The 24,472-nt window shown below is 71.7% G+C and carries 22 protein-coding genes and 2 tRNA genes; 8 read left to right on the plus strand and 16 right to left on the minus strand.

Features of this window, described 5'->3' with window-relative positions; genetic code table 11:
• Positions 1 to 58: 58 nt before the first annotated feature.
• The 3 genes from purM to B4N89_RS13850 form a co-directional block, all read right to left on the minus strand.
• Positions 59 to 1,132, minus strand: a complete 1,074-nt coding sequence (gene purM / locus B4N89_RS13840; RefSeq protein WP_078976140.1) for a phosphoribosylformylglycinamidine cyclo-ligase — start codon at positions 1,130 to 1,132, stop codon at positions 59 to 61.
• A 111-nt stretch (positions 1,133 to 1,243) separates the two neighbouring features.
• Positions 1,244 to 2,800 carry an amidophosphoribosyltransferase gene (gene purF / locus B4N89_RS13845; RefSeq protein WP_078976141.1) on the minus strand — a complete coding sequence of 519 codons (1,557 nt, stop codon included), beginning with the start codon at positions 2,798 to 2,800 and terminating at the stop codon, positions 1,244 to 1,246.
• Between the two features lie 37 nt (positions 2,801 to 2,837).
• Positions 2,838 to 3,626 (minus strand): maleylpyruvate isomerase family mycothiol-dependent enzyme, encoded by a 789-nt coding sequence (locus B4N89_RS13850; RefSeq protein ID WP_078976142.1) that lies wholly within the window; start codon positions 3,624 to 3,626, stop codon positions 2,838 to 2,840.
• A 147-nt stretch (positions 3,627 to 3,773) separates the two neighbouring features.
• Here B4N89_RS13850 and B4N89_RS13855 point away from each other — a divergent pair, with 147 nt between their 5' ends.
• Together B4N89_RS13855 and B4N89_RS13860 are read left to right on the plus strand one after the other, a co-directional pair.
• The gene (locus B4N89_RS13855; RefSeq protein ID WP_078976143.1) at positions 3,774 to 4,130 is read left to right on the plus strand and encodes a hypothetical protein; all 357 of its coding nucleotides are present in this window, start codon (positions 3,774 to 3,776) and stop codon (positions 4,128 to 4,130) included.
• Complete coding sequence (locus tag B4N89_RS13860; RefSeq protein ID WP_143657954.1) at positions 4,100 to 4,969, plus strand: C40 family peptidase; 870 nt, start codon at positions 4,100 to 4,102, stop codon at positions 4,967 to 4,969. Before B4N89_RS13855 ends, B4N89_RS13860 begins: the two co-directional genes overlap by 31 nt.
• A gap of 123 nt (positions 4,970 to 5,092) precedes the next feature.
• Here the strand turns inward: B4N89_RS13860 and purL are convergent, their stop codons facing one another.
• Genes purL through purS form a run of 3 tightly spaced genes read right to left on the minus strand, consistent with a single transcriptional unit; the run spans position 5,093 to position 8,279 of the window.
• Positions 5,093 to 7,342: a phosphoribosylformylglycinamidine synthase subunit PurL gene (gene purL, locus B4N89_RS13865; RefSeq protein ID WP_078976145.1), complete on the minus strand. Its 2,250-nt coding sequence runs from the start codon at positions 7,340 to 7,342 to the stop codon at positions 5,093 to 5,095.
• Positions 7,342 to 8,019 (minus strand): phosphoribosylformylglycinamidine synthase subunit PurQ, encoded by a 678-nt coding sequence (gene purQ / locus B4N89_RS13870; RefSeq protein ID WP_078976146.1) that lies wholly within the window; start codon positions 8,017 to 8,019, stop codon positions 7,342 to 7,344. Before purQ ends, purL begins: the two co-directional genes overlap by 1 nt.
• Positions 8,016 to 8,279 (minus strand): phosphoribosylformylglycinamidine synthase subunit PurS, encoded by a 264-nt coding sequence (gene purS / locus B4N89_RS13875; protein ID WP_078976147.1) that lies wholly within the window; start codon positions 8,277 to 8,279, stop codon positions 8,016 to 8,018. The genes purQ and purS overlap by 4 nt, the downstream gene beginning before the upstream one ends.
• A 495-nt stretch (positions 8,280 to 8,774) precedes the next feature.
• Between purS and B4N89_RS13880 the strand changes: the two genes are divergently transcribed.
• The 3 genes from B4N89_RS13880 to B4N89_RS13890 all read left to right on the plus strand — a co-directional run bounded on the left by B4N89_RS13880 (position 8,775) and on the right by B4N89_RS13890 (position 9,553).
• On the plus strand, positions 8,775 to 9,101 hold the full coding sequence (locus tag B4N89_RS13880) for a histone-like nucleoid-structuring protein Lsr2 (protein ID WP_020555629.1): 327 nt from the start codon (positions 8,775 to 8,777) through the stop codon (positions 9,099 to 9,101).
• Positions 9,102 to 9,314: 213 nt separating this feature from the next.
• A tRNA-Gly gene (locus B4N89_RS13885) sits at positions 9,315 to 9,386 on the plus strand.
• Positions 9,387 to 9,477: 91 nt separating this feature from the next.
• Positions 9,478 to 9,553, plus strand: a tRNA-Gly gene (locus B4N89_RS13890).
• A 180-nt stretch (positions 9,554 to 9,733) separates the two neighbouring features.
• Here B4N89_RS13890 and B4N89_RS13895 read toward each other — a convergent pair.
• From B4N89_RS13895 to B4N89_RS13925, 7 genes are all read right to left on the minus strand, one after another.
• Positions 9,734 to 10,636 (minus strand): phosphoribosylaminoimidazolesuccinocarboxamide synthase, encoded by a 903-nt coding sequence (locus tag B4N89_RS13895; RefSeq protein ID WP_078976148.1) that lies wholly within the window; start codon positions 10,634 to 10,636, stop codon positions 9,734 to 9,736.
• A 73-nt stretch (positions 10,637 to 10,709) separates the two neighbouring features.
• Positions 10,710 to 12,086: a hypothetical protein gene (locus tag B4N89_RS13900; RefSeq protein WP_201260839.1), complete on the minus strand. Its 1,377-nt coding sequence runs from the start codon at positions 12,084 to 12,086 to the stop codon at positions 10,710 to 10,712.
• A 192-nt stretch (positions 12,087 to 12,278) separates the two neighbouring features.
• Entirely contained in the window at positions 12,279 to 13,559 is a 1,281-nt protein-coding gene (gene purD, locus B4N89_RS13905) for a phosphoribosylamine--glycine ligase (RefSeq protein ID WP_078976150.1), read from the minus strand.
• A 43-nt stretch (positions 13,560 to 13,602) separates the two neighbouring features.
• Positions 13,603 to 14,205, minus strand: a complete 603-nt coding sequence (locus tag B4N89_RS13910) for a hypothetical protein (RefSeq protein ID WP_078976151.1) — start codon at positions 14,203 to 14,205, stop codon at positions 13,603 to 13,605.
• Between the two features lie 89 nt (positions 14,206 to 14,294).
• Positions 14,295 to 15,017, minus strand: coding sequence for a GntR family transcriptional regulator (locus B4N89_RS13915; protein ID WP_078976152.1), 723 nt, complete (start codon positions 15,015 to 15,017; stop codon positions 14,295 to 14,297).
• A gap of 261 nt (positions 15,018 to 15,278) precedes the next feature.
• Complete coding sequence (locus B4N89_RS13920; protein ID WP_078976153.1) at positions 15,279 to 16,631, minus strand: aspartate aminotransferase family protein; 1,353 nt, start codon at positions 16,629 to 16,631, stop codon at positions 15,279 to 15,281.
• 111 nt (positions 16,632 to 16,742) lie between these two features.
• On the minus strand, positions 16,743 to 18,035 hold the full coding sequence (locus tag B4N89_RS13925; RefSeq protein ID WP_078976154.1) for an adenylosuccinate synthase: 1,293 nt from the start codon (positions 18,033 to 18,035) through the stop codon (positions 16,743 to 16,745).
• A 124-nt stretch (positions 18,036 to 18,159) separates the two neighbouring features.
• Between B4N89_RS13925 and B4N89_RS13930 the strand changes: the two genes are divergently transcribed.
• Positions 18,160 to 19,101: a diacylglycerol kinase family protein gene (locus B4N89_RS13930; protein ID WP_161500716.1), complete on the plus strand. Its 942-nt coding sequence runs from the start codon at positions 18,160 to 18,162 to the stop codon at positions 19,099 to 19,101.
• A 202-nt stretch (positions 19,102 to 19,303) separates the two neighbouring features.
• Here B4N89_RS13930 and B4N89_RS13935 read toward each other — a convergent pair whose 3' ends face one another.
• Both B4N89_RS13935 and fbaA read right to left on the minus strand, forming a co-directional pair.
• Positions 19,304 to 19,720, minus strand: coding sequence for a DUF3151 domain-containing protein (locus B4N89_RS13935; RefSeq protein WP_078976156.1), 417 nt, complete (start codon positions 19,718 to 19,720; stop codon positions 19,304 to 19,306).
• Positions 19,721 to 19,803: 83 nt separating this feature from the next.
• Positions 19,804 to 20,826, minus strand: a complete 1,023-nt coding sequence (fbaA, locus tag B4N89_RS13940) for a class II fructose-bisphosphate aldolase (RefSeq protein ID WP_078976157.1) — start codon at positions 20,824 to 20,826, stop codon at positions 19,804 to 19,806.
• A gap of 546 nt (positions 20,827 to 21,372) precedes the next feature.
• On the opposite strand from fbaA, the gene B4N89_RS13945 reads away from it, so the two are divergent.
• Positions 21,373 to 21,999 carry a sigma-70 family RNA polymerase sigma factor gene (locus B4N89_RS13945; RefSeq protein WP_101897085.1) on the plus strand — a complete coding sequence of 209 codons (627 nt, stop codon included), beginning with the start codon at positions 21,373 to 21,375 and terminating at the stop codon, positions 21,997 to 21,999.
• Positions 21,996 to 22,961 (plus strand): hypothetical protein, encoded by a 966-nt coding sequence (locus tag B4N89_RS48975; RefSeq protein ID WP_078976158.1) that lies wholly within the window; start codon positions 21,996 to 21,998, stop codon positions 22,959 to 22,961. The genes B4N89_RS13945 and B4N89_RS48975 overlap by 4 nt, the downstream gene beginning before the upstream one ends.
• Before the next feature lie 34 nt (positions 22,962 to 22,995).
• On the opposite strand, the gene B4N89_RS13955 is transcribed toward B4N89_RS48975, so the two are convergent.
• On the minus strand, positions 22,996 to 24,375 hold the full coding sequence (locus B4N89_RS13955; RefSeq protein ID WP_078976159.1) for an FAD-dependent oxidoreductase: 1,380 nt from the start codon (positions 24,373 to 24,375) through the stop codon (positions 22,996 to 22,998).
• Between the last annotated feature and the right edge of the window lie 97 nt (positions 24,376 to 24,472).

Raw genomic sequence — 24,472 nt, forward strand, 5'->3', positions numbered from 1 at the left:
CCCGCGGCCGAGCCGCCGTCCCGTCGCGGGACGACGGCGGGCGCCGCGGGTGCCTTCGTCATGCCCGGTGATCGCCGCTCAGTACGGCCCGGCCGGAACCGGTGACCACGTCGCCGAGGATCCAGGCCGGCACGCCGCGCTCGGCGAGCACCGCGAGGGCCGCGTCGGCCGCGTCGGCGGCGACCACCGCGACCATGCCCACGCCCATGTTCAGCGTCTTCTCCAGTTCGGACCGGGGCACCTCGCCCAGCGCGCCGACCAGGCCGAAGATCGGCGCCGGGGTCCAGGTCGAGCGGTTCAGGCGGGCGTCCAGGTGGGCCGGGAGCACCCGCGCCAGGTTGGCCTCCAGGCCGCCGCCGGTGACGTGCGAGTAGGCGTGCACGTCGGTGCGCCGGGCCAGGTCCAGGCAGTCGAGCGAGTAGATCCGGGTCGGTTCGAGCAGTTCCTCGCCGAGTGTGCGACCCAGCTCCGGGACGTCGCGGTCGAGGTTCCAGCCGGCGACGGCGAAGAACACGTGCCGGGCCAGCGAGTAGCCGTTGGAGTGCAGGCCGGAGGCGGCCATCGCGATCACCACATCGCCCTCGCGCACCCGCTCCGCGCCGAGCAGGGCGTCGGCCTCCACCACGCCGGTGCCGGCGCCCGCGACGTCGTACTCGTTCGGGTCGAGCAGGCCGGGGTGCTCGGCCGTCTCGCCGCCGACCAGCGCGCAGCCGGCCAGTACGCAGCCCTCGGCGATGCCCTTGACGATCGCCGCGACCCGCTCGGGGAAGACCTTGCCGGTGGCGATGTAGTCGGTCATGAACAGCGGTTCGGCGCCGCACACGACCAGGTCGTCGACGACCATGCCGACCAGGTCGTGGCCGATCGTGTCGTGCTTGTCCATCGCCTGCGCGATGGCGACCTTGGTGCCCACGCCGTCGGTCGCGGTGGCCAGCAGGGGGCGCTCGTACCGCTTGAGCGCGGAGACGTCGAACAGGCCGGCGAAGCCGCCCAGGCCGCCGACGACCTCGGGCCGGGTGGCCTTGCCGACCCATTGCTTCATCAGCTCGACGGCGCGGTCACCGGCCTCGATGTCGACGCCGGCCGCGGCGTAGCTCGCGGTGCGGGGGGTGGGGGTGGACTGGTCGCTCACGGCGGCGGCCCTTTCGGGTCGGGGTGGATCCTTGCGGAACGCCCGTCGCGCCCCCGGGAAGGGGGCACGACGCGGCGCACCGAAAACGGAAACTCGCTGGACTGCGGCGGATCAGGGACGACGGAGCGCGTCCTCCGCGCCGCCACCGCCGAGGAGGGCCTGCACGCCGTCCACGTCGGTGCGGACGGACTGCTCGATGCCTTCGAGCAGGTGCTTGCCCAACCGCTCGGGGTCGGGCAGCTCGATCGGGTATTCCCCGTCGAAGCAGGCCCGGCACAGCCGGTCCTTGGGAATGGTGGTCGCCTCGACCATCGCGTCGAGCGAGATGTAGGCGAGCGAGTCGGCGCCGAGCGACTTGGCGATCTCGTCCACCGAGAGACCGTTGGCGATCAGTTCGGCCCGGGTGGCGAAGTCGATGCCGAAGAAGCACGGCCACTTCACCGGCGGCGAGGAGATCCGCACGTGCACCTCGGCCGCGCCGGCCTCGCGCAGCATGCGCACCAGCGCGCGCTGGGTGTTGCCGCGCACGATCGAGTCGTCGACGACGACCAGGCGCTTGCCCTGGATGACCTCGCGCAGCGGGTTCAGCTTGAGCCGGATGCCCAGCTGCCGGATGGTCTGGCTGGGCTGGATGAAGGTCCGGCCCACGTAGGAGTTCTTGACCAGGCCGTTCCCGTACGGGATGCCGGACTGTTCGGCGTAGCCGATCGCGGCGGGGGTGCCCGATTCCGGGGTCGGCATGACCAGGTCGGCGTCGACCGGGTACTCCTGGGCCAGCCGGCGGCCCATCTCGACCCGGGACGCGTAGACGCCGCGGCCCGCGATGGTCGTGTCGGGGCGGGCCAGGTAGACGTATTCGAAGACGCAGCCCTTGGGCTTGGCCTCGGCGAAGCGCCGGGTGCGCAGGCCGTGCTCGTCGACCGCGATCAGCTCGCCCGGTTCGATCTCGCGGATGAACGAGGCGCCGACGATGTCGAGGGCGGCGGTCTCGCTCGCCACCACCCAACCGCGCTCCAGGCGGCCGAGCACGAGGGGCCGGATGCCCTGGGGGTCGCGCGCGGCGTAGAGCGTGGTCTCGTCCATGAAGACCAGCGAGAAGGCGCCCTTGACCTCGGGCAACACCTGCATCGCGGTCTGTTCCAGGGACAGGTCGGGACTGCCGGCCAGGAGCGAGGTGAGCAGATCGGTGTCGCTGCTGGCCTCGATCCGGCCCTGGTAGGGGTAGTTGAGCTCGCCGCGATCGGGGCCCTGCTCGGCGACCAGACGGGACAGCTCACCCGTGTTGGTGAGGTTTCCGTTGTGGCCGAGCGCGATGCTGCCGGTCGCGGTGGCCCGGAAGGTCGGCTGGGCGTTCTCCCAGACGGACGATCCGGTGGTCGAGTAGCGGGCATGGCCTACGGCCATGTGCCCGCGGAGCGAGCCCAGAGTGGTTTCGTCGAAGACCTGGGAGACCAGGCCCATGTCCTTGAAGACCAGGATCTGGGATCCGTTGCTCACAGCTATGCCGGCGGATTCCGTCCCGCGGTGCTGCAAAGCGTAGAGACCGAAATAGGTGAGTTTTGCGACCTCTTCGCCGGGGGCCCAGACGCCGAAGACGCCGCAGGCGTCCTGCGGGCCCTTCTCGCCGGGGAAGAGATCGTGGTTGAGTCGTCCGTCGCCACGTGGCACGTGATCGAGTCTACGACAGGGCCGGATGGGTCGCGGTTCACCCCATCAGTGGCAGGTATCCGGACAAGTCACTACGTTCGCCACTGGCCAGGACCCGACCGTCGTCGACGGCGTCCGCCCAGGTCAGACGGCCGGTGGCGAGGCGGAGCCAGGTCCTTGGGTCGGTCTCGACCACGTTGGGCGGAACGCCCCGAGTGTGCCGGGGTCCTGTGACGCACTGCACTACGGCGAACGGCGGGACGCGGACCTCGACCGCGTGTCCGGGGGCGCGGACGGCGAGCGCGTCGGCCAGCGCGCGGACCACCGTGCCGAGCGCGTGCCGGTCGTGCGGGAAGGGCTCGCCGGTGGCCCGCTCCAGGTCGTCGCTGTGCACGACGCCCTCGACGAGGCGGGTGACGAGCATGTCGGGCAGGCGCATCGGGCCGATCCGGGTGATCGTCGTGCGGGTGTCCGGGACCCCGTCCAGGGCGGCGATCGCGGCGTCGACGCAGTCGGCGGGGGTGCGGCCGGCCTCGGCCATGTCGTCGGCGATGGCGGAGATGACCGAGGCGTAGGCGGAGGTGCCGTTCGCCCACTGCTCGACGGTGATCGGCGGGCCGGTCGGGACGGGTTCGGCGAGCCAGCGCGGGACCGCCTCGACGCTCGCGGCCAGGTGGCCGACCAGGTTGGCGGTGGACCAGCCGGTCAGCCCGGAGGGGGCGGCCAGTTGCTCCGGGGTCAGCCGCGCCGTGACCTCGGCCATCGCGCGCCACTCGGCGATCAGCGCGGTGCGCACCTTGGCCGGATCGACCTTGCGGGGGCGGGGGGCGGCGGGGCGGTTCGTCATGGGTGCAGCTTAGAGGGCGGCCCGCGGATGGGGTGGACGGTTTTCGGCTGCGGTCGGCGGGATTTCGGCCGAGAGTAGGCGATTCGTTTCTGCACGGATTCGGCCCGCGCTCGCCCGCCGCGGCCGGCGTGCCGCGACGCTGGGGGCATGAGCAATTACGGGGATCCCGGCCGGGTCGAGGCGATCGCGGCCGAGTTGGCCGGGGCGGCGGAGCGGGTGCGGCCCGTCTCGACGGCGGTCGACTGGAGCGGCGGGGCGGCGGAGGCGTTCGCGGCTCGGGCGCAGGTCTGGCGGCGGGAGTGCGCGGCGACGGAGCCGGCGGTGCTGGCCGTGGTCGAGGCGCTGCGGGCGCACGCGGCGGCGATACGGGCCGCGCTGGGCCGGATCGCGGCGAACGAGCGGGCGGCTCGGGAGGCGGCGGGGCCGACGGGGTCGGATGCGGTGGAGCGTTTTCCGGCGTCGGGCAGTGCGGCGTGGTTGGACGAGCGGTGGGCGGCGCGGTGATCGCCGGGTTCGCCGCCGCGCCGGGCGGTCTGGTCGCGCTCGCGGGTCGGTTGCGGGCGGTGGCCCGGGAGGTGTGGGCGTTGCGCGAGCGGGTGGCGGCGGTCGATGTCGCGGCGAGCCGCCCACTGGCGCCGGAGACCTTCGAGGTGCTGCGGAGCAGGCTTCGGGAGGCGGTGGAGACGCTGGATCGGGCCGAGCGCGGCGGGGTGGATCTGGCCGATCGGCTGGTCGACAACGCCCGGTCCTACGCGGAGGCGGACCAAGCCGCGGCCAGCCGACTGCTCGACCTGGCGCCGGCGGGCGGGCGGCCCGCGGGGCTCGGGCCGGCCGACGGGTGGATCCGCGCGGGCGAGCCGTCGTTCGCGCCGCCGGAGGTGTACGACGGGCCGTTCGCGGTCCGGCCGATCGGTCGCGGGGCGGGCGTCGTGCGGGTCGCGGCGCCGGGGCCGGACGGCGAGGAGATCGTGGCCCGGGCGAAGCGGTGGGCCGACCTGGGGTTGGGCTACAGCATGAGCGGCTTCCACGACGGCTACCGCACGGACTGCTCGGGGCTGGTCTCGATGGCGTGGGGGCTGCCGCCGCCCGGGCTGACCACGGTGACCCTGCCCGAGGTGTCGCACCCGATCGGCAAGGACGATCTGCGCCCCGGCGACATCCTGCTCAACACCGCCCCGGGCGCGGCCGGCCACACGCTGGTCTTCGCGGGCTGGGCGGACGCGGCGCACACCCGGTACCACGCGTACGAGGAGAGTTCCGGGAAGGGCGCGCACCACGGCACGATCCCCTATCCGTACTGGCCCGGGCACGGCACGTTCCGGCCGTACCGGCTCGGGGCGTAGGGATGGCGGGGCCCGCCGCAGGCACCGGCGGCGCACCGGGACGGCGGCGCCGGGAGACGACGATGCCCGTGAGGGGTGCACGGGGCACCCCTCACGGGCACGGGGAAGTCACCGCTCGGCCGCTCAGCCGAACAGGGCCTTCAGGGTCTGCTCGTGGGCGGTGCGCAGTTCGTCCAGCGCCACCGTGAAGTGGCCCTGGAAGTCGAGCGTGTCGCCGTCGACCACACCGATCCGGGCGCACGGCAGGCCGCGCACCTTGCACATGTCGGTGAAGCGCATCTCCTCGCTCCTGGGCACCGCGACGATCGCCCGGCCCGCCGACTCGCTGAACAGCGCGACGGTCGGGTCGAGGTCCTCGGCCAGCACCACACGCGCGCCGTGGCCGCCGGTCAGGCACGCCTCGACCAGAGCCTGGGCCAGACCGCCGTCGGCGAGGTCGTGCGCGGCGTCGATCATGCCGTCGCGCGAGCCCGCGATCAGGATCTCGGCGAGCAGCCGCTCGCGCTCCAGGTCCACCCTCGGCGGCAGGCCGCCGAGGTGGTCGTGGGCCACCTGCGCCCACGCCGAGCCGGACAGCTCCTCGTGCGTGTCGCCCAGGAGCAGGATGATCTGCCCCTCCTCGGCGAAGCCGACCGGCGTGCGCCGCTCGACGTCGTCGATCACGCCGAGCACGCCGACCACCGGGGTCGGGTGGATCGCCGTCTCGCCGGTCTGGTTGTAGAACGACACGTTGCCGCCGGTCACCGGCGTGCCGAGGATTTGGCACGCGTCGGCCAGACCGCGCGTGGTCTCGGCGAACTGCCACATCACCGCCGGGTCCTCGGGCGAGCCGAAGTTCAGGCAGTCGGTGACGGCCAGCGGCCTGGCACCGGTGGTGGCCACGTTGCGATACGCCTCGGCCAGCGCGAGCTGGGCGCCGGTGTACGGGTCGAGCTTGCAGAAGCGGCCGTTGCCGTCGGTGGCGAGCGCCACGCCCAGGCCGGTCTCCTCGTCGATGCGGACCATGCCGGAGTCCTCCGGCTGGGCCAGCACGGTGTTGCCGAGCACGTAGCGGTCGTACTGGTCGGTGACCCACGACTTGTCCGCCAGGTTCGGCGAGGCGACCAGGTCGAGCAGGGTCGCCTTCAGCTCGTCGGCCGTGCCCGGTCGGGGCAGCCGCTCGGCCGCGTCGGCCTGGAGGGTGTCCTGCCACTGCGGGCGCGCATACGGCCGCTCGTAGACGGGCCCCTCGTGCGCGACCGTGCGCGGCGGCACGTCGACGATCTGCTCGCCGTGCCAGAAGATCTCCAGCCGGTCGCCCTCGGTGACCTCGCCGACGACGGTGGCGATGACGTCCCACTTGTCGCAGATCTCCATGAAGCGGGCCACGTGGGCCGGCTCCACGACGGCGCACATCCGCTCCTGCGACTCGCTCATCAGGATCTCTTCGGGCGAGAGCGTGTGGTCGCGCAGCGGGACGGTGTCCAACTCGACCCGCATGCCGCCGGATCCGGCCGAGGCCAGCTCCGAGGTGGCACAGGACAGGCCCGCGCCGCCGAGGTCCTGGATGCCCGCGACCAGGTGCTCGCGGAACAGCTCCAGGGTGCACTCGATCAGCAGCTTCTCCTGGAACGGGTCGCCGACCTGGACGGCCGGGCGCTTGGCCGGGCCGTCGGCGTCGAAGGTCTCCGAGGCCAGGACCGATACCCCGCCGATCCCGTCGCCGCCGGTGCGGGCGCCGTAGAGGATCACCAGGTTGCCCGCGCCGGACGCCTGCGCGAGGTGGATGTCCTCGTGCTTCATCACGCCCACGCACAGCGCGTTGACCAGCGGGTTTCCCTGGTAGCACGGGTCGAAGACGATCTCGCCGCCGATGTTGGGCAGGCCCAGGCAGTTGCCGTAGCCGCCGATGCCCGCGACCACGCCGGGCAACACGCGCCGGGTGTCGGGGTGTTCGGCCGCGCCGAAGCGCAGCGGGTCCATCACCGCGACCGGGCGGGCGCCCATCGCCAGGATGTCGCGCACGATGCCGCCGATGCCGGTCGCGGCGCCCTGGTAGGGCTCCACGTAGGACGGGTGGTTGTGCGACTCGACCTTGAAGGTCACCGCATAGCCCTGGCCGACGTCGACGACGCCGGCGTTCTCCCCGATGCCCACGAGCATCGCGTCGTTCTCGGGCATCTTGTCGCCGAACTGGCGCAGGTGCACCTTGCTCGACTTGTACGAGCAGTGCTCGGACCACATCACCGAGTACATGGCCAACTCGGAGGAGGTCGGCCGGCGGCCCAGGATCTCCCGGATGCGGGTGTACTCGTCCGGCTTGAGGCCGAGTTCGGCGAAGGGCTGCTCGACGTCGGGGTGTTCGAGCGCGTTCTTGACGGTGTCCAGGCTCATCAGGCGTTCACCAGGCGCTTCAGGATCGAGGTGAAGAAGGGGAGGCCCTCGGTCGTGGGACCGGTCAGCGGCTCCACCGCGTGCTCGGGGTGCGGCATCAGACCGACCACGTTCCCGGCCGCGTTGCTGATGCCGGCGATGTCGCGACGCGATCCGTTCGGGTTGAGGTCCAGGTAGCGGGCGATCACCCGGCCCTCGGCCTCCAGCATGTCCAAGGTGCGCTCGTCGGCGACGAAACCGCCTTCACCGTTCTTGAGCGGAACGGTGATCTCCTGTCCGGGTGCGAAGTCCGACGTCCATGCGGTGGACGTGTTCTCGATCCGCAGCTTTTGGTCCCGACAGATGAAGTGGAGGTGGTCGTTGCGGGTGAGCGCGCCCGGCAGCAGGTGCGATTCGCAAAGAATTTGGAAACCGTTGCAGATGCCCAATACCGGAAGACCGGCCTGCGCCTGCTCGATCACCGATTCCATGACCGGCGAGAAGCGCGAGATGGCTCCGCAACGCAGGTAGTCGCCGTACGAGAATCCGCCGGGCAGGACGACCGCGTCGACCTGCTGGAGGTTCTTGTCCTTGTGCCACAGGGCGACCGGCTCGGCACCGGCGATGCGCACCGCGCGCCGGGCGTCGTGGTCGTCGAGCGAACCGGGGAAGGTGACGACGCCGACGCGGATCGTCACTTCTCCCCCTCCGCCTCGACGCGGACGGTGAAGTCCTCGATCACGGTGTTGGCGAGGAAGGACTCGGCGGCTTCGCGGATGCGGGCGAGGGCGGCCTCGTCGACCGGTCCCTCCAGCTCCAGCTCGAAACGCTTGCCCTGGCGGACGTCGGTGATTCCGTCGAAACCCAGCCGCGGCAGCGCGCGCTGCACGGCCTGCCCCTGGGGATCGAGGATTTCCGGCTTGAGCATGACGTCGACGACGACGCGTGCCACAGGCACTCCCACTGTGATGGTTCGGGCCGGTCGTCCGTATCGCGGGATACGGGGGGTCGGACCCTGCTGCTGGATCGGGTCGGTCGACGCCGGCACCCGATGGATCGGCGGTATCAGGGTACCGGCCGCCTCCGGGCGACCCGTCCCGGCGCCGAGTTATCCACAGCTTCGGGGTTGTCCACAGGGGGTTCGGCCGGATCCGGATGTCAATAAATCGCCTTCAAACGGGCAATGCGCCCCGCCCTGGCTCATCCGACGGCCGACTCGGCGTCGCGTTGTCCACAGGCTGTGGATCAAACCGGCCGACGCTCGGGACACGCCCGCCCTCGCGCGGCGAGAGGAATATCTCGCGTATCGTGAAAACGAATCGCCGACCGGTAAATTAGCGCTTACCGAACCGAAGAACAGCGGACCACACCGCAACGGTTCGCGTTTAGCGCTTAGACTCGGCAATGAAGTTTTGTTTTTCGCCTCGGTGCTATCACCCGAGAGGACACCGCCATGGCCCAGCGTGTAGTCGTCAGCCTGCACGACGACATCGACGGAAGCGAGGCCACGGAAACCATCCGTTTCGGCCTCGACGGCAAGTCGTATGAAATCGACCTTTCGGAAGAGCACGTTCAGCAGATGCGGGATGCGCTGGCTCCTTATCTCGCGGTCGCGCGACGCACCGCGCGCACCGGAAAGCCCTTCCGCCAGACGACCGTCGCCTCCGACCCCGCGGCGGTACGGGCCTGGGCCCGCGCGCGCGGTATGGACGTACCCGCGCGCGGGCGCATCCCGGCCCGGGTCTACGCGGAGTTCGAGGCCGCCAACACCGCGAACTGAGCGCGCCTCCGCACCGGCAACCCACACCACACGTGTCCGGCCCGGCCACCTCTCGGCCCCCGTCCCCGCCTGCGGCCGAGCGGGGCCGGGGCCGCTCCGAAAGAACTTTCCCCGGCAAAACCGGACATCCGTGATGATCCGACTCCGCAGCGTACTGGGCACCCTCGACGGTCCTATAGAGTTCTCTTGCACCCGGGAAACCGGGGAACACACGCAGGCGTAGCTCAGTGGTAGAGCGCCCCCTTTCCAAGGGGGAGACGCAGTGTTCAATTCCTGTCGCCTGCTCTGCTCGACCCCTCGAACCGAGGTCGGTGGCAACCACCTCCGCGGATCGGGTAGGGTTGGGGACACAACGCGGGGCAGTGCCCCGAGTCGTGCGGACGTGGCTCAGTTGGTAGAGCATCACCTTGCCAAGGTGAGGGTCGCGAGTTCGAATCTCGTCGTCCGCTCCACGAGAAGGCCGGATCACTTATGTGATCCGGCCTTTCTGTCGTATGCGCCGGGTCCGGGCCCACGGGATGCGTGTGGGCTCAATGCGGGCTCGATGCCGCCCCGGATACCGCCCCGACCGTCCCGGCCGTCCCGACGGATGTCGGGACGGCCGGAAATCGGCGTCCGTCGAGCTCGATCGATCAGGCCCAGCGGCGGCCGGTCAGTCGCTCGTACACCTCGACGTACTTCTCGTGCGTGCGCGCGACGACCTCCTCGGGCATGTCCGGCGGCGGGGTGTCCGCCACCCGGTCCCAGCCCGACTCGGGCGAGGTGAGCCAGTCGCGCACGTACTGCTTGTCGAAGGACGGCTGGGCGTGCCCCGGTGCCCAGCGGTCGGCGGGCCAGTAGCGGGACGAGTCGGGGGTCAGCACCTCGTCGGCGAGCACCAGGCCGCCCGCCGGGTCGAGGCCGAACTCGAACTTGGTGTCGGCCAGGACGAGCCCGTGCTCGCGCGCGATGTCCCGGGCCCGGCCGTAGACGGAGAGCGTGGCCCGGCGCAGTGCGTCGGCCAGTTCCGCGCCGTGCCGCTCGGCGACATACGCGAAGGAGACGTTCTCGTCGTGCTCGCCGACCTCGGCCTTGGTGGCCGGGGTGAAGATCGGCTCGGGCAACTCGGAGCCCTCGGTCAGGCCCTCGGGCAGCGCGACGCCGCATACCGAGCCCGAGGCGCGGTACTCCACCGTGCCGGACCCGGCCAGGTAGCCGCGCGCCACGCACTCGACCGGCACCATGTCCAGCCGGCGGCACACCAGGGTGCGGCCGGCCCAGTCGGCGGGGGCGCCGGCGGGGACCTCGGTGGACAGCACGTGGTTCGGATACAGGTCCGCCAGCAGGTCGAACCACCACAGCGACAGGCTCGTGAGGATCCGGCCCTTGTCCGGGATCCCGGGCTCCAGGACCCAGTCGTAGGCGGAGATCCGGTCGCTGGCCACCATCACGAGGTTGTCGTCGGCGTCGGTGTACAGATCGCGCACCTTGCCGGTGTGGATGTGGGTCAGGCCGGGAACCTCGACCGGCTCGGGCTTGGTGACGAATCCGCTCACGGAACCAGCGCTTTCTCGGGGTGTGGTGGGGCAGGGGAAGTCTTTCACGGGCCCCACCGCGGACCCGAGGGCGTCAGGCCGCCGACCCGTCGGGGTGGACCGGCTCGCGGGTGGCGATGCCGATCCGGGCCAGCCAGGCGCGCAGCGGGGCGTCGTTGCGCTCGTCGACGGCACGGGTGATCAGCGTCGCCAGGTCGACCGCGCGGCCGGAGCCGTCGACCAGGACCGGGCCGTCCAGCCAGTCCACCGCCGGGTGCATCCGGCCGGTGTCCAGGGCCGCGCACGCCACCACCGCGAACAGGTGGTCGGCGGCCTTGCGGTGGTCCTCGTCCGGATCCCGGCGCAGCACGGCGAGGGCGTCGTCGACGGGGGCCGCGAACGCCGCCGCGCGGGCCCGCCACACCGGCTCGATGACCGCGTCGGGGTAGTCGGCCCACGAGACCGGGTGCGGGGTGGGTCCGTCGGCGAAGATGCCCGCCGCGAGCCGGGAGATCTCGCCGTCCATGGCGGCCGGATCGGCGAGCAGGTCGCCGGCGGCCCGCTCGGCCAGGCGGGCGCCGAACGCGTCGGCGAGCTTGTCCCGCCGGGACAACTCGGTCAGCGCCGAGACCACGCCCGCCATCAGCGCGTCCGGGCGTCGGCCGATGGCCCAGGCGGGCGCGGCGAGCCGGGTCAGCAGGCGGTCCCAGCCGGCGTAGGCCAGGCCGACCTGTTCGTGAGCGGTGGCGCGCAGTTCGGGCTCCAGCGGAATGGCCAGGGCCGCCGCGCCGACCGCGATCTCCCGCTCCATCAGTTCGGCGTGGCCCTGGCACAGGCCGAGCAGTTGGCGGGCGAAGGAACGGGAGAGCCGGCGGGCCGGACGCAGCGGGGCCGGGCCGAGCGGGCGCCGTACGTCGGCGACCGCGTCGAGGCGGCGGACCCAGCGACGGGCACCGGCGACCACCGGTTCGGCGGACGCCTCGGTGCCCGCCACGACGGGGGCGAGCAGGGCCCGCAACTCGCCCACCCGCAACCACCACAGGAACGGCGCGCCGACCACCAGGACGGTGCGCCGGGGCCGGCGGGGGTCGGGTTCCAGCCAGCTGTCGCATTCCGGGCACAACCGGATGCCGTCGGGCACCGGCACGTCCAGGCGCTCGGCCAGTTCGCGCACCATCGTGTGCAGTTCCGGCGCGTCGTCCGGGGCCAGCGCGACCGCCGGGACACCGGTGCGGCGCACCAGCGCCAGATCGAGCGCGACCCAGCCGAGCAGGGCCACGATCGCCACCGCCAGGGCGGCGAGCAGCGTGCCCGGGGCGCTCTCGCCGAAGCTGCGCGAGGCCCAGTACAGCAGCAGGCCGGCGGCCGTCAGCGCGGCCAGGACGGCACCGTTGCGCACCCACAGCACGGCGCGCGCCCGCGCGCGTGCCTCGGCCAGCGCCAGTGGTTCGGCCGACTCGCCCACACGCATCGCCCCCATCCGATCCTGGATCCGGGGATCACTCGTCCGGGTCGTCGGTCACGACCCGCGGTGCTCGCACGATAATGCGACGAGTTCCGGTGTTCAGCCGCTTCGGGCCGAACACCATCCCTGCGAGTGAGATCCGGGGCCGGACGGCTGTGTTGGTTTGAGCCGACCGGTAAGGGGGCCGAACGGCCGAATTCAGCCCTGGGGCGGGTAGCCGGCGACCGAGATCTCGCCCCGGCTCGCCTTGGCGGCGATGTCGGTGCGGTGGTGCGAGCCGGGCAGGCCGATCAGGGCCACCCCCTCGTACGCGTGGTGCCGGGCCTGCTCCAGCGTCGCCCCGGTGCCGGTGATCGAGAGCACCCGGCCGCCGGAGGACAGCACCTCGCCGCCCTCGCCGCGGCGGGTGCCGCCGTGCAGGACGTAGGTGTGCGGGAGCTTGGCGACCTCGGCCAGGCCCTTGATCGGGTCGCCCGTGCGCGGGGTGGCGGGATAGTTCTCGGCGGCCACCACCACGGTCACCGCCGCGCCCTCGTGCCAGCGCAGCGGCTCCAACTCGCCCAGGCGCCCGGTCGCGGCGGCGTGCAGCACGCCGGCCAGCGGGGTGGCCAGGCTCGCCAGCACGACCTGGGTCTCGGGATCGCCGAAGCGGCAGTTGTACTCGATCACGCGCGGGCCGCGCGAGGTGAGCGCCAGGCCGATGAACAACACGCCGGAGAACGGGGTGCCGCGGCGGCGCATCTCGTCCACGGTGGGCTGGGCGACGGTGCGCACCAGGTCTTCGGTCAGGCCCTGGGGGGCCCACGGGAGCGGGGTGTAGGCGCCCATGCCCCCGGTGTTGGGGCCCGCGTCCTCGTCGCCGACCCGCTTGAAGTCCTGGGCGGGCTGGAGGGCCACCACGTCGTCGCCGTCGCAGAGCACGAACAGCGAGACCTCGGGGCCGTCCAGGAACTCCTCGATCACCACCCGGTCGCAGGACGCGGCGTGCGCGCGGGCGACGTCGAGGTCGTCGGTGACCACGACGCCCTTGCCGGCGGCGAGGCCGTCGTCCTTGACCACGTAGGGCGGCCCGAACGCGTCGAGGGCGCGTTCGGCCTCCTCGGCGGTGGTGCACACGTAGCTGCGGGCGGTGGGCACGCCGGCGGCGGCCATCACCTCCTTGGCGAACGCCTTGGAGCCTTCCAGCCGCGCGGCGGTGCCGGACGGGCCGAAGCAGTCGATGCCCCGCGCGCGCACGGCGTCGGCGACCCCGGCGACCAGCGGGGCCTCGGGGCCGACCACGACGAGGTCGACACCGAGGCGCTGGGCGAGGTCGGCGACGTCCCCGGCGTTGAGGGCGTCGACCTGGCGCAGTTCGGCCACCTGGGCGATGCCCGCGTTGCCGGGCGCGCAGTAGACGGCGGACACCGCGGAGTCGAGGGAGAGCGAGCGGCACAGGGCGTGCTCACGGGCACCGCTGCCAATCACGAGGACCTTCACACGGGCAGCCTAGTGGCACGCCCGGCGGCGGATGCCCCCGCGCTCAGGCGAAGACGACCATCGCGCCCAGGGTCACGCTCTCCTGGGCGGCGGCGTACAGGGTCGCCCAGACGAAACGTTCACGGGCGAACGGGGCGCCGTCGTAGGTCGGCGTCGGCCTGGGCGGGTCGAGCAGGTCCACGCCGATGTACGGGGCCAGGTCCTCCAGCTCGCGCAGCATGCCCAGGCTGGAGCCGAGCGGCCCGCCTTCCTGGGGAAGCGGGTCGTCCATCAGCGGTTGCGGGAAGTCGATCGGCAGGTAGGCGCCGGCGTGGTCGTAGTGCCACACCAGGTGGGAGAACTGGGCGGCGGCCTCGAAGGTCTCCAGGAGGCGGTCGTAGTCCTCGCCCAGCCGCTCCACCGGGGTGACCGGGAACCCCGTGCGGTGCAGCAGGTAGGCGCGGCGCAGGTAGTGCAGCGACTCGTGGTCGAACGCGCCCGCGAGCCGCACCTCGGCGGTGCCCGGCTGCCAGGTGCGCACCGGCACGGCGGGCAGGCCCTGGCCCACCAACGCGGCGTCGTAGGCGGCCAGTTCGTCGCGGAACGGATTCTCCGGGTTGTGACACAGCGCGTCCACCAGCGGAACGAGCCAGACGTCGCAATCCACGGTGCAGCTCCCGGTCCTGTCGATCCCACGCGGCGGTTACCGGCGCCACCGTACCGCCACCGCGCCGGGCGGCATCCCACGGGCAAGCGTCAGTGCGCGTCCGCGAGTTCGCGGGCGAGCCGGCGACCGGCCGAGGTGTAGTCGCGCATCAGGGCCATCGATCCCTCCGCGTCCCGCGCGGCGACGCGGTCGGCGAGTTCGCGATAGCGGCCCCAGCCCGACGCGGTCGGCGGGGCGTCGCGCAGGTAGGGGACGATGTACATCCAGGCCTGGACCCGAAAGACCGCGAGCACGTCGGCGAGTCGGCGATTGCCGCTCCAGCGACCCAGTTCGCCGAAGAACCTCCGGTCGAGCAGCGCGACCTCGGACACGTCGCCGTTCCAGTGCGCGCCGTCGAGTCGGGCACCGAGCGCGCGCAGCACCGGCATCGCCTCGTCCGGCGCGGTCCGGGCGATCCGGCCGATCAGCGGCACGCCGAGCAGTCGGCGCGACTCGACGATCTCGGCGAAGTCGGTCCAGGTGAACCGGCAGACCTGGAAGCCGCGATGGTGGCCGCCGAGCAGCAGGCCCTGCGCGGCCAGTTGGATCAGCGCCTCGCGCACGGGGGTCGCCGACACCCCGAAACGTTGCGCGGTCTCGTTGACGGTGAGCGAGGTACCGGCCGGCAGCCGGCCCGTCACCAGGTCGTCGCTCAACACCTCGGCGATCTCCTGGCGCAGGCTGATCCGCCGCAACGGAGCCTGCGCACCGCCGGGATCGGCCGGGCCGGGAAGCAGGCCGCCGTCTAAAACACTGCCCTGTGCCGACTGCACGCGGTCTCTTCTCGCCGGCCGTCGGCACCGTCGCGCCGACGGGCACCCGTCCGATCAAGTCGATCGCGTCGATCATATGAACCGATATCCGATTTGGGGAGCAACGTGCCCATCCGATTTCACCCGGGACGCCGGGCGTCGGCGCCCGAGGGGGTGATCGGGCGCCGAACGCCGGGGGCGGAAACGCGAAAAAGCCGTACCCGCGCCGAAGTCGGCGCGGGTACGGCCTGGTTCACGAAGGGTTGCACGCGGTGCGAAGGGCTACGCGCAGAATGCGTCGGCGACGGTCAGCGCCTCGTCCAGGATGGCCAGGCCCTCCTTGACCTCGCCCTCGGTGCTCGTGCACGGCGGCACCACGTGGGTGCGGTTCATGTTGACGAACGGCCACAGGCCGCGCGCCTTGCACGCCGCGGTGAACTCGTTCATCGGCTGCGCGGCGGGGCCGGCGGCGTTGTAGGCGACCAGCGGCTCGCGGGTCTCCTTGTTCTTGACCAGTTCGATCGCCCAGAACACGCCGAGGCCGCGCACCTCGCCGACACTCGCGTGCCGTGCCGCCATCGCGCGCAGTTCGGGGCCGATCACGCTCTCCCCGAGCCACTTGGCGTTCTCGACGATCTTCTCGTCGCGCATCGCGGTGATCGTCGCGACGGCGGCGGCGCAGGCCAGCGGGTGACCGGAGTAGGTCAGGCCGCCCGGGTAGGGACGCTCACGGAAGGTCTCGAAGATCCGGTCCGAGATGATCACGCCGCCGAGCGGGACGTAGCCGGAGTTGACGCCCTTGGCGAAGGTGATCAGGTCCGGGGTGATGTCCCAGTTGTCCACCGCGAACCACGCGCCGGTGCGGCCGAACCCGGCCATCACCTCGTCGGCGATGAAGATGATCCCGTACTTGTCGCACAGCGCCCGCACACCCGCGAGGTAGCCGGGCGGCGGCACCAGGATGCCGGCGGTGCCGACCACGGTCTCCAGCACGATCGCGGCGATCGTCTGGGCGCCCTCGAACACGATGGTGTTCTCCAGGTGCGCCAGCGCTCGCTCGCACTCCTGCGCCTCGCCGTCGGCGTGGAAGGCGGAGCGGTAGGCGTACGGGCCCCAGAAGTGCACGATGCCGGACACGCCGGTCTCGTTCGGCCAGCGGCGCGGGTCGCCGGTCAGCGCGATCGCGTTGGCGGTGGCGCCGTGGTACGAGCGGTAGGTGGAGAGCACCTTGTGCCGGCCGGTGTGCAGCCGCGCCATCCGGATCGCGTTCTCGTTCGCCTCGGCGCCGCCGTTGGTGAAGAAGACCCGGTTCAGGTCGCCGGGCGCGAGCTCGGTGATCAGCCGCGCGGCCTCGCTGCGGGCGTCGTTGGCGAAGGCCGGCTGGACCATGCACAGCTTGTCGGCCTGGGCCTTGATCGCCGCGACGACCTTGGGGTGCTGGTGTCCGATGTTGGTGTTGACCAGCTGGGACGCGAAGTCCAGGTATCGGTTGCCGTCGTAGTCCCAGAAGTAGGATCCCTCGGCGCCCGCGACCGCCAGCGGGCTGATGAGCCCCTGTGCGGACCAGGAGTGGAAGACGTGGGCGCGGTCGGCGTCGTAAACGGCCTTCCCGGCCGCCGGGTCCAGAGTGCTCATGCGGCCACCATAAGGGCGGGCAAACGCCGTCCGAAGCGGCAGATTGTCAACGATCACGGGGTCCTGCCGACAGTGTGTCGGCAGGACCCCGCGTGGCCTCGATCCGGTGCGCTACTTGCCGCGCAGCAGGCTGTTGATCTCGATGGTCTGCGTACGGCCGGGGCCGACGCCGATCGCCGAGATCGGGGCGCCGGACATCTCCTCCAGGGCCCGCACGTACGCCTGCGCGTTCTTGGGCAGGTCCGCGAAGGTGCGTGCGCCGGTGATGTCCTCGGTCCAGCCGGGAAGCTTCTCGTAGATCGGCTTCGCGTGGTGGAAGTCGGTCTGCGACATCGGCAGTTCGTCGTGCCGCACACCGTCGATGTCGTACGCGACGCAGACCGGGATCTCCTCCCAGCCGGTGAGCACGTCCAGCTTGGTCAGGAAGAAGTCGGTGAGCCCGTTGACCCGCGTGGCATAGCGCGCGATGACCGCGTCGAACCAGCCGCAGCGCCGGTCGCGCCCGGTGGTCACGCCGCGCTCGTGGCCGATCCGGCGCAGCGCCTCGCCGTCCTCGTCGAAGAGTTCGGTCGGGAAGGGGCCGGCACCCACGCGCGTGGTGTACGCCTTGAGGATGCCGATCACTCCGGTGATCTTGGTCGGGCCGATGCCCGATCCGGCGCACGCGCCGCCCGCCGTGGGGTTGGACGAGGTGACGAACGGATAGGTGCCGTGGTCCACGTCCAACAGCGTGCCCTGACCGCCCTCCAGCAGGACGACCTTGCCCTGGTCCAGGGCCTGGTTCAGGACCAGCGTGGTGTCGGCGACGTAGGGCCGCAGCTGCTCGGCGTAGCCGAGGTATTCCTCGACGATCTCCTCGACCTTGAGCTCGCGGCGGTTGTACATCTTGACCAGCATCTGGTTCTTGTCCGACAGCGCGCTCTCGACCTTTTGGGTCAGGATGCCGGCGTCGAACAGGTCCTGGACGCGGATCCCGACCCGGTTGATCTTGTCGGCGTAGGACGGGCCGATGCCGCGTCCGGTGGTGCCGATCTTGCGCTTGCCGAGGAACCGTTCCGTCACCTTGTCCAAAGTGCGGTGGTACGGCGTGATCAGGTGCGCATTGCCCGAGATGAGCAACTTGGAGGTGTCGATGCCGCGTTCGACCAGGGTGCTGATCTCGTGCAGCAGCACCCCGGGGTCGACCACGACCCCGTTGCCGATGACGGGCGTGCACTCGGGCGTGAGGATGCCGGAGGGCAGCAGGTGGAGGGCGTACTTCTGATCGCCGATGACAACGGTATGGCCGGCATTGTTGCCGCCCTGGTACCGAACCACGTAGTCGACGGATCCGCCGAGCAGGTCGGTAGCCTTCCCCTTGCCCTCGTCTCCCCATTGGGCGCCGACGAGTACGAGTGCGGGCATGAGGCGTACACCCCTTCCAGGCGGGGCATGTTTGACAACGGGAGCCCCGGACGGTCCAAGCCCCTTGACGCGATGCGCGGCAAGGGGCTCTTGCGGGGAGAGGTTACCTGAGGAAGGACGACCGGTGTCGGCCGAGCGCTCGCTGCTCGTGATCACGGACCCTGCGGCTCGCTCGGCGGACGGCGAATCCGTCCGGGTCGCGCTCGATGTTCTGCGGGCCTGCGCCCCCAGCAAGATCGTCATTCCCACCGACCCCGCCGACCTGCAGCGCGCTCTCGCGCGGCGGGGGCGTCGGCGTGTCGTGGTGATCGGCGGGGATGCCGGAGTGCATGCCGTCGCGCGGTTACTGGATCGTGCGGGCGAGCTGGGCGAGACCCCGCTGGGCATCGTCCCGATCGACACCGGAAGCGGTCACGGGCTGGCCCGGGCGCTGGGCCTGCCGGCCGAGCCCGCCAAGGCGGCACGCGTGGCACTGGGCGAGAACGAACGTTCCTTCGACCTGATGTCGGACGACCTGGGCGGCCTCGCGCTGCGCTCGGTCCGGATCGGCCACGGCGTGCGCGCCGGCCGCGCCGGGGCGGTCGCCGGTATGTCCGGACGCGGCTGGCGCGGGTTGTGGGACCAGGCCGCGCGGACCGTGTCGAGCACCGTCGGCGCCGCCGTCGGGCCCTCGGGACACCGGCTGCGGATCGAGGCGGACGGCCGGGTGGTGGCAGACACGGATCGCCCCGTGCTGTCCGTGCACCTGGGCTGCGACGGGTCGACCACGCCCGGCCCGATGATGACGGAAGTCACAGTGAACGGGTACAACGGCCGAAACGGAACTCACGGGGCAAATGGCTCGAACGGGGCAGGTACGGCGACCGTGATGATCACCGGCCACCCGGGCGCGTCCCGCTTCGGCCCCCATCCGGCGCTCGGCGCGCCGGTACAACTGCGCGCACACGAAATCACGGTACGCGGCCGCGACTTCACCTACGCCGCCGACGGAATGCCCACCGGCCCGGTCCACCTGCGCACCTGGACGGTACGCCCGACAGGCTGGCGCCTGTTCGTCCCGGCGTGAAACCGCAGCCACGGCCGCAACCAAAACGCCGGCCGGGCAAACCAACAGCCCGACCGGCGCCCGATGCCAAACCGGGCCCATCCGGAGCCGGATACCAAACTCGACCCGACGGGCGTCCGAGAGCCCAAACCCAGCCCGGCCGGCGCTTGAGGCCAGACAGCCCGGCCGGCGCTTGAGGCCGCCTTGGGCGGAGGGCGGGTGCTCAGCCCTCCAGGGCGTTGGCCCCCGTGGCGCTGCTGTCCCGCAGGAAGATGGTGCAGCGCGAGTACTCCTCCTCCTCGCCGATGGCACCCGCGGCCCGCGCAAGCGCGTGCAGGGAGCGCAGGAAGCCCCGGTTCGGCTCGTGCTCCCACGGCACCGGCCCGTGCCCGCGCCACCCCGCCCGCCGCAGCGCGTCCAGCCCGCGGTGGTAGCCCACCCGCGCGTAGGCGTAGGACTCGATCACGCTGCCCCGGCCGAAGGCCTCGTCGGCCAGGTCGGCCCACGCGAGCGAGAAGGTCGGGAACTTCGCGGCCACCTCGGCCGCCGGCACGCCGTCCACGAGCAGCGCCAGCGGCTCGGACTCCTCGGGCAGGTAGGTGGGATCGGGTCCGCCGAAAAGGTTCTGGTCGATGGTCATGGACCCCATGATCGCCCATCACGCGCCGAGGCCCGCGACCTCGTGGTCACGGGCCTCGGCTGCGAATCGTCGCCGATCGCGGACTACTTCATCCGGGTGCCCGCGGAGCGCAGGTCGCGGCAGGCCTCGACGACCCGCTCGGCCATCCCGGTCTCGGCCGCCTTGCCGTACGAACGCGGGTCGTACAGCTTCTTGTTGCCGACCTCGCCGTCCACCTTGAGCACGCCGTCGTAGTTGCGCAGCACGTGGTCGACGATCGGGCGGGTGAAGGCGTACTGCGTGTCGGTGTCGACGTTCATCTTGACCACGCCGTAGTCCAGCGCCTCGCGGATCTCCTCGAGCAGCGAACCGGAGCCGCCGTGGAAGACCAGGTCGAACGGCTTCTCCCGGCCGTACTTCGCGCCGACCGCGTCCTGGAGGTCCTTGAGGATGCTCGGCCGCAGCTTGACGTTGCCCGGCTTGTACACGCCGTGCACGTTGCCGAAGGTCGCGGCCAGCATGTAGCGGCCCTGCTCGCCCAGGCCGATCGCCTCGACGGTCTCCAGCGCGTCGGCCGCGGTGGTGTAGAGCTTGTCGTTGATCTCGTTGGCGACGCCATCCTCCTCGCCGCCGACGACGCCGATCTCCAGCTCCATGACGATCCGCGCGGCGGCGCACTTGACGATCAGCTCACGGGCGATCTCCAGGTTCTCCGCCAGCGGTACGGCCGAGCCGTCCCACATGTGCGACTGGAACAGCGGGTCCTGCCCCTTGGCCACACGCTCCGCGGAGATGTCGATCAGCGGGCGCATGAACCCGTCGAGCTTGTCCTTGGGACAGTGGTCGGTGTGCAGCGCGATGTTCACCGAGTACTTCTCGGCGATCACCTTCGCGTACTCGGCGAACGCGACCGAGCCCACCACCATGTCCTTGACGGTGGTGCCCGACAGGAACTCCGCGCCGCCCGTGGACACCTGGACGATGCCGTCGCTCTCCGCCTCGGCGAACCCGCGCAGCGCCGCGTTCAGGGTCTGGGACGAGGTCACGTTGATCGCCGGGTAGGCGAATCGACCGGCCTTGGCCCGGTCCAGCATCTCGGCGTAGACCTCGGGAGTTGCGATGGGCATGCGTGTGCTCCTTGTTGCTCGAGCCGGCGGTGATATGAGGGTTTCGGACACGGATGGCCGTATCCCCGCTTGCCGCCCATCCTGGCAGACCGACTTGGTCGACACCGCATCCCGTCCGCCACGTTCGGCGGAGCGGAAGGATCTTCCGCACGGACTTTCACTCGGGGCGCAACCATCCCATCGAACACGCATCCTGGTACGTGACAGCAGCAAGCGGAGAGCGGCGGATCACAACCCGCGGAACCCGACGGCGCCCGCTTTCACGGCGCCCGAGGCTCCGGTTCGTCTTCGTTTTCCTCCCACCACCTTCCCCAGGGGACACCCCTGTCATGCACGGGTCCGCGACGAGTGCTCTCGCCGGGACGCCGGCCGATATCGCGCCCACCGATCCGCGCCTCGCGGACGGGCACGGCACGACGAACCGGCCCGGCGCCACCGGGACTTCGAAGGCAGGCGCAACCCGCGGCGAGCCGAGACGTCTCCATGACACGGGCTGTGCACAAGGGGTGGGGACGGTTCGATGACAGCGAAGGGGGCGGCGGGGCCGTGGCGCTGCTGAGCATGCCGGCATTCGGGGGCGACGAGCGATCGCCGGACTCCGCGTCCGACGACGCGACGGCCGAGGCCGCACCGCGTCGACCGCGGCTTCGCATCCTGCGGGGCGGTCGGGAGGAGCCGGCCGCCCGCCCGACCCTGACCCAGCTCTACCACGCCCAACGGCTGGGCATGGTCCGGCTGTCCATCCTGCTCGTGGACGACCTCGGCACCGCCGAGGACGTGGTCCAGGACGCCTTCACCGCGTTGTACCGCCGCTTCGGCGAGGACCTGGTCGACGTCGACAACGCGATGGCCTACCTGCGCACGTCGGTGGTCAACCTCTCCCGCTCGGTGTTGCGCCGGCGCCGCACGGCCCGTGCCTACGTCCCCCCGCACGAGCCGGCCGCCGCCTCGCCCGAGGACGCCGTGGTGCTCTCCGAGGAACATCTGCGGGTGCTCGGCGCGGTGCAGCGCCTGGCCCCGCGACAGCGTGAGGTGCTCGTGCTGCGCTACTGGTCGGACATGACGGAGGCGCAGATTGCCGAAACGCTCGGACTCTCCCGTGGAGCGGTGAAGTCCACGGCGAGTCGTGCCATCGACGCCCTCGAAAAACTCATGAAGGACGAACAGTCGTGACCGAACACAATGCGCGCGACGAATCGGTGGAGGACCTGCTGCGCGCGGCGATGGCGGCGCGGGCGGACACCGTCACCGCGCACCGACTGCGACCGCCGGCCCCGCCGCACGCCGACGGGACCGCGCACTCCCGGTGGAAGACCATCGGACTGCCGCTGTCCGCGGTGCTCCTGGCCGCGGCGGCCGTCGGCGGGGTGTCCCTGGTGGGGGCACCCACCACGAACCGGAGCACGCCGCTCCAGTCCCGGGTCCCCACACCGCTGACCACCGAATCGGGAACCCCCTCCCCCGGCATGACGTCGGCGCCACCGACGCACGTCGCCGCGACCGAGGTCCTGGAAGCGAACGGGACGCCGGAGTCGAGCACGGCGGAGTCGGAGAACACCCCACCGGACAACCGCCCGACGACCCGGCCGCCGTCGTCGAAGCCGGCGAGTACCGCTCCCGGTTCGTCCACCAGGCCCAGGTCCGACGACGTCTCGGCGGTGAAGTTCCGGTCCCGGCCGTCGTGGCGGGTCGTGCGGGAGGACGCCCGGCACGAGTGTGTGCTCGCCGACCCCGCGTATACCGGTGACTGCCTGGGTCACGGCGCCTGGGTCAGCGTCAAACCCGTCCCGGACGTCTCGGGGAGCTGGCCCTCCGAGGGGGCCGTCGACAAGGACGACGGCGGACCGACCCGGCCGTCGTGCCTGCGCAACGGTGTCCTCGTCACGCCTCCGGCGAACAAGGAGCCGACCATGCGGTTGACCACCAAGTCGACGGTGACGGTCGCCGGCCACCCCGCCAAGTACCGCTCCTGGACCGTGACATGCGCCGACGCGGGGTCCTACGACATCCGGCTGTGGTGGCTGGTCGACCAGGGCGTGTACATCCACACCATCGGGCTCCCGGCCGGCTCCGACATCGCCGACCGGGTGGTCGCGTCCCTCGATCTCTCCGGCTACAAACCGCCGACGAGCTGATCCCGACCGGCGCTCGGCGGGGCCCGATCGCCGGTCAGCGATCCTCCGCGACCCGCTGCGCCGCCTTGCGGGCGGCGACCAGGATCGGGTCCCAGACCGGGGAGAACGGGGGCGCGTAGCCGAGGTCGAGGGAGGTGATCTCCTCGACCGTCATCCGGTGGGTGAGTGCGACGGCCGCGGTGTCGATGCGTTTGGCGGCGCCGTCGCGGCCGACGATCTGTACGCCGAGCAGTCGGCCGGTGATCCGCTCGGCGATCATCTTGACCCGCATCGACCGCGCGCCCGGGTAGTAGCCGGCCCGGCCGGTGGACTCGACGGTCGCGGTGACGAACTCGAAGCCGGCCGCCGCCGCGTCCTTCTCGCGCAGGCCGGTGCGGCCGATCTCCAGGTCGCACACCTTGCTGACGGCGGTGCCGACCACGCCGGGGAAGGTGGCGTAGTCGCCGCCGATGTTGGCGCCGATCACCCGGCCGTGCTTGTTCGCGTGGGTACCGAGCGCGATGTGCCGACGGCGGCCGGAGACGAGGTCGAGTACTTCGACGCAGTCGCCTCCCGCCCAGATGCCCTCGGCTCCGCCGCCGACGCCGACCCGCATCCGCAGGTCGGTGGTCAGTCCGCCGCTCGCGCCGAGCGGCAGGCCGGCCGCGCGGGCGAGTTCGGTGGCGGGACGCACGCCCAGGCCCAGGACCACGATGTCGGCCGGGAAACGGCCGTCGGCGGTCAGTACGGCGCTCGCCCGACCGTCGGTCACCTCGATCCCCACCACCTCGGTCTCGGTCACCACGTCGATGTCCATGCCCTCCATGGCCTCGTGCACCAGGGCGCCCATGTCGGGGTCCAGGGTGGACATCGGCTGCACGGAACGGTCCACGACGGTGACCGCCAGGCCCTTGCGGACCATCGCCTCGGCCATCTCGATGCCGATGTAGCCGCCGCCGACCACCACCGCCCGGCGGTGTTCGGGGGCCAGCCAGTCGATCAGCTCGCGGGCGTCCTCCAGGGTCTGCACCCCGTGCACGCCGGGTGCGTCCATCCCGGGCAGCGGCGGCCGGATGGGCACCGCGCCGGTGGCCAGGACCAAATGGTCGAAGCCGACCCGGTCGGCCCTGCCGGTGGCCAGGTCACGGATCTCGACCGTACGGCGATCCAGGTCGAGACCCTCCGCCTCGACACCCAGGCGCAGGTCGATCCCCCGCCTGCGGTGCTCGTCGGGCGTACGTGCGATCAGCGCGTCGGGACCGTCCACGTCCCCGGAGACCAGATACGGGATGCCGCACGCGGAGTACGAGGCGAACCGGCCCCGCTCGATCACCACGATCTCCAGGTCGTCCTCGCCGCGCCGCCGCCGGGCCTGCGAGGCCGCACTCATCCCGGCGGCGTCACCGCCGATCACCACCAGCCGCTCGTTGCCCACGTGCTACCCCTGACTCTGTGTGCGTACGTGTGTCCGCGCGGGTGCGGACGCCGCCGAAAACGGCCGTCGATCGCCGCCGGACGTCCCGACCCGGTAA

The organism is Embleya scabrispora (assembly GCF_002024165.1).
Lineage (GTDB): Bacteria > Actinomycetota > Actinomycetes > Streptomycetales > Streptomycetaceae > Embleya > Embleya scabrispora_A.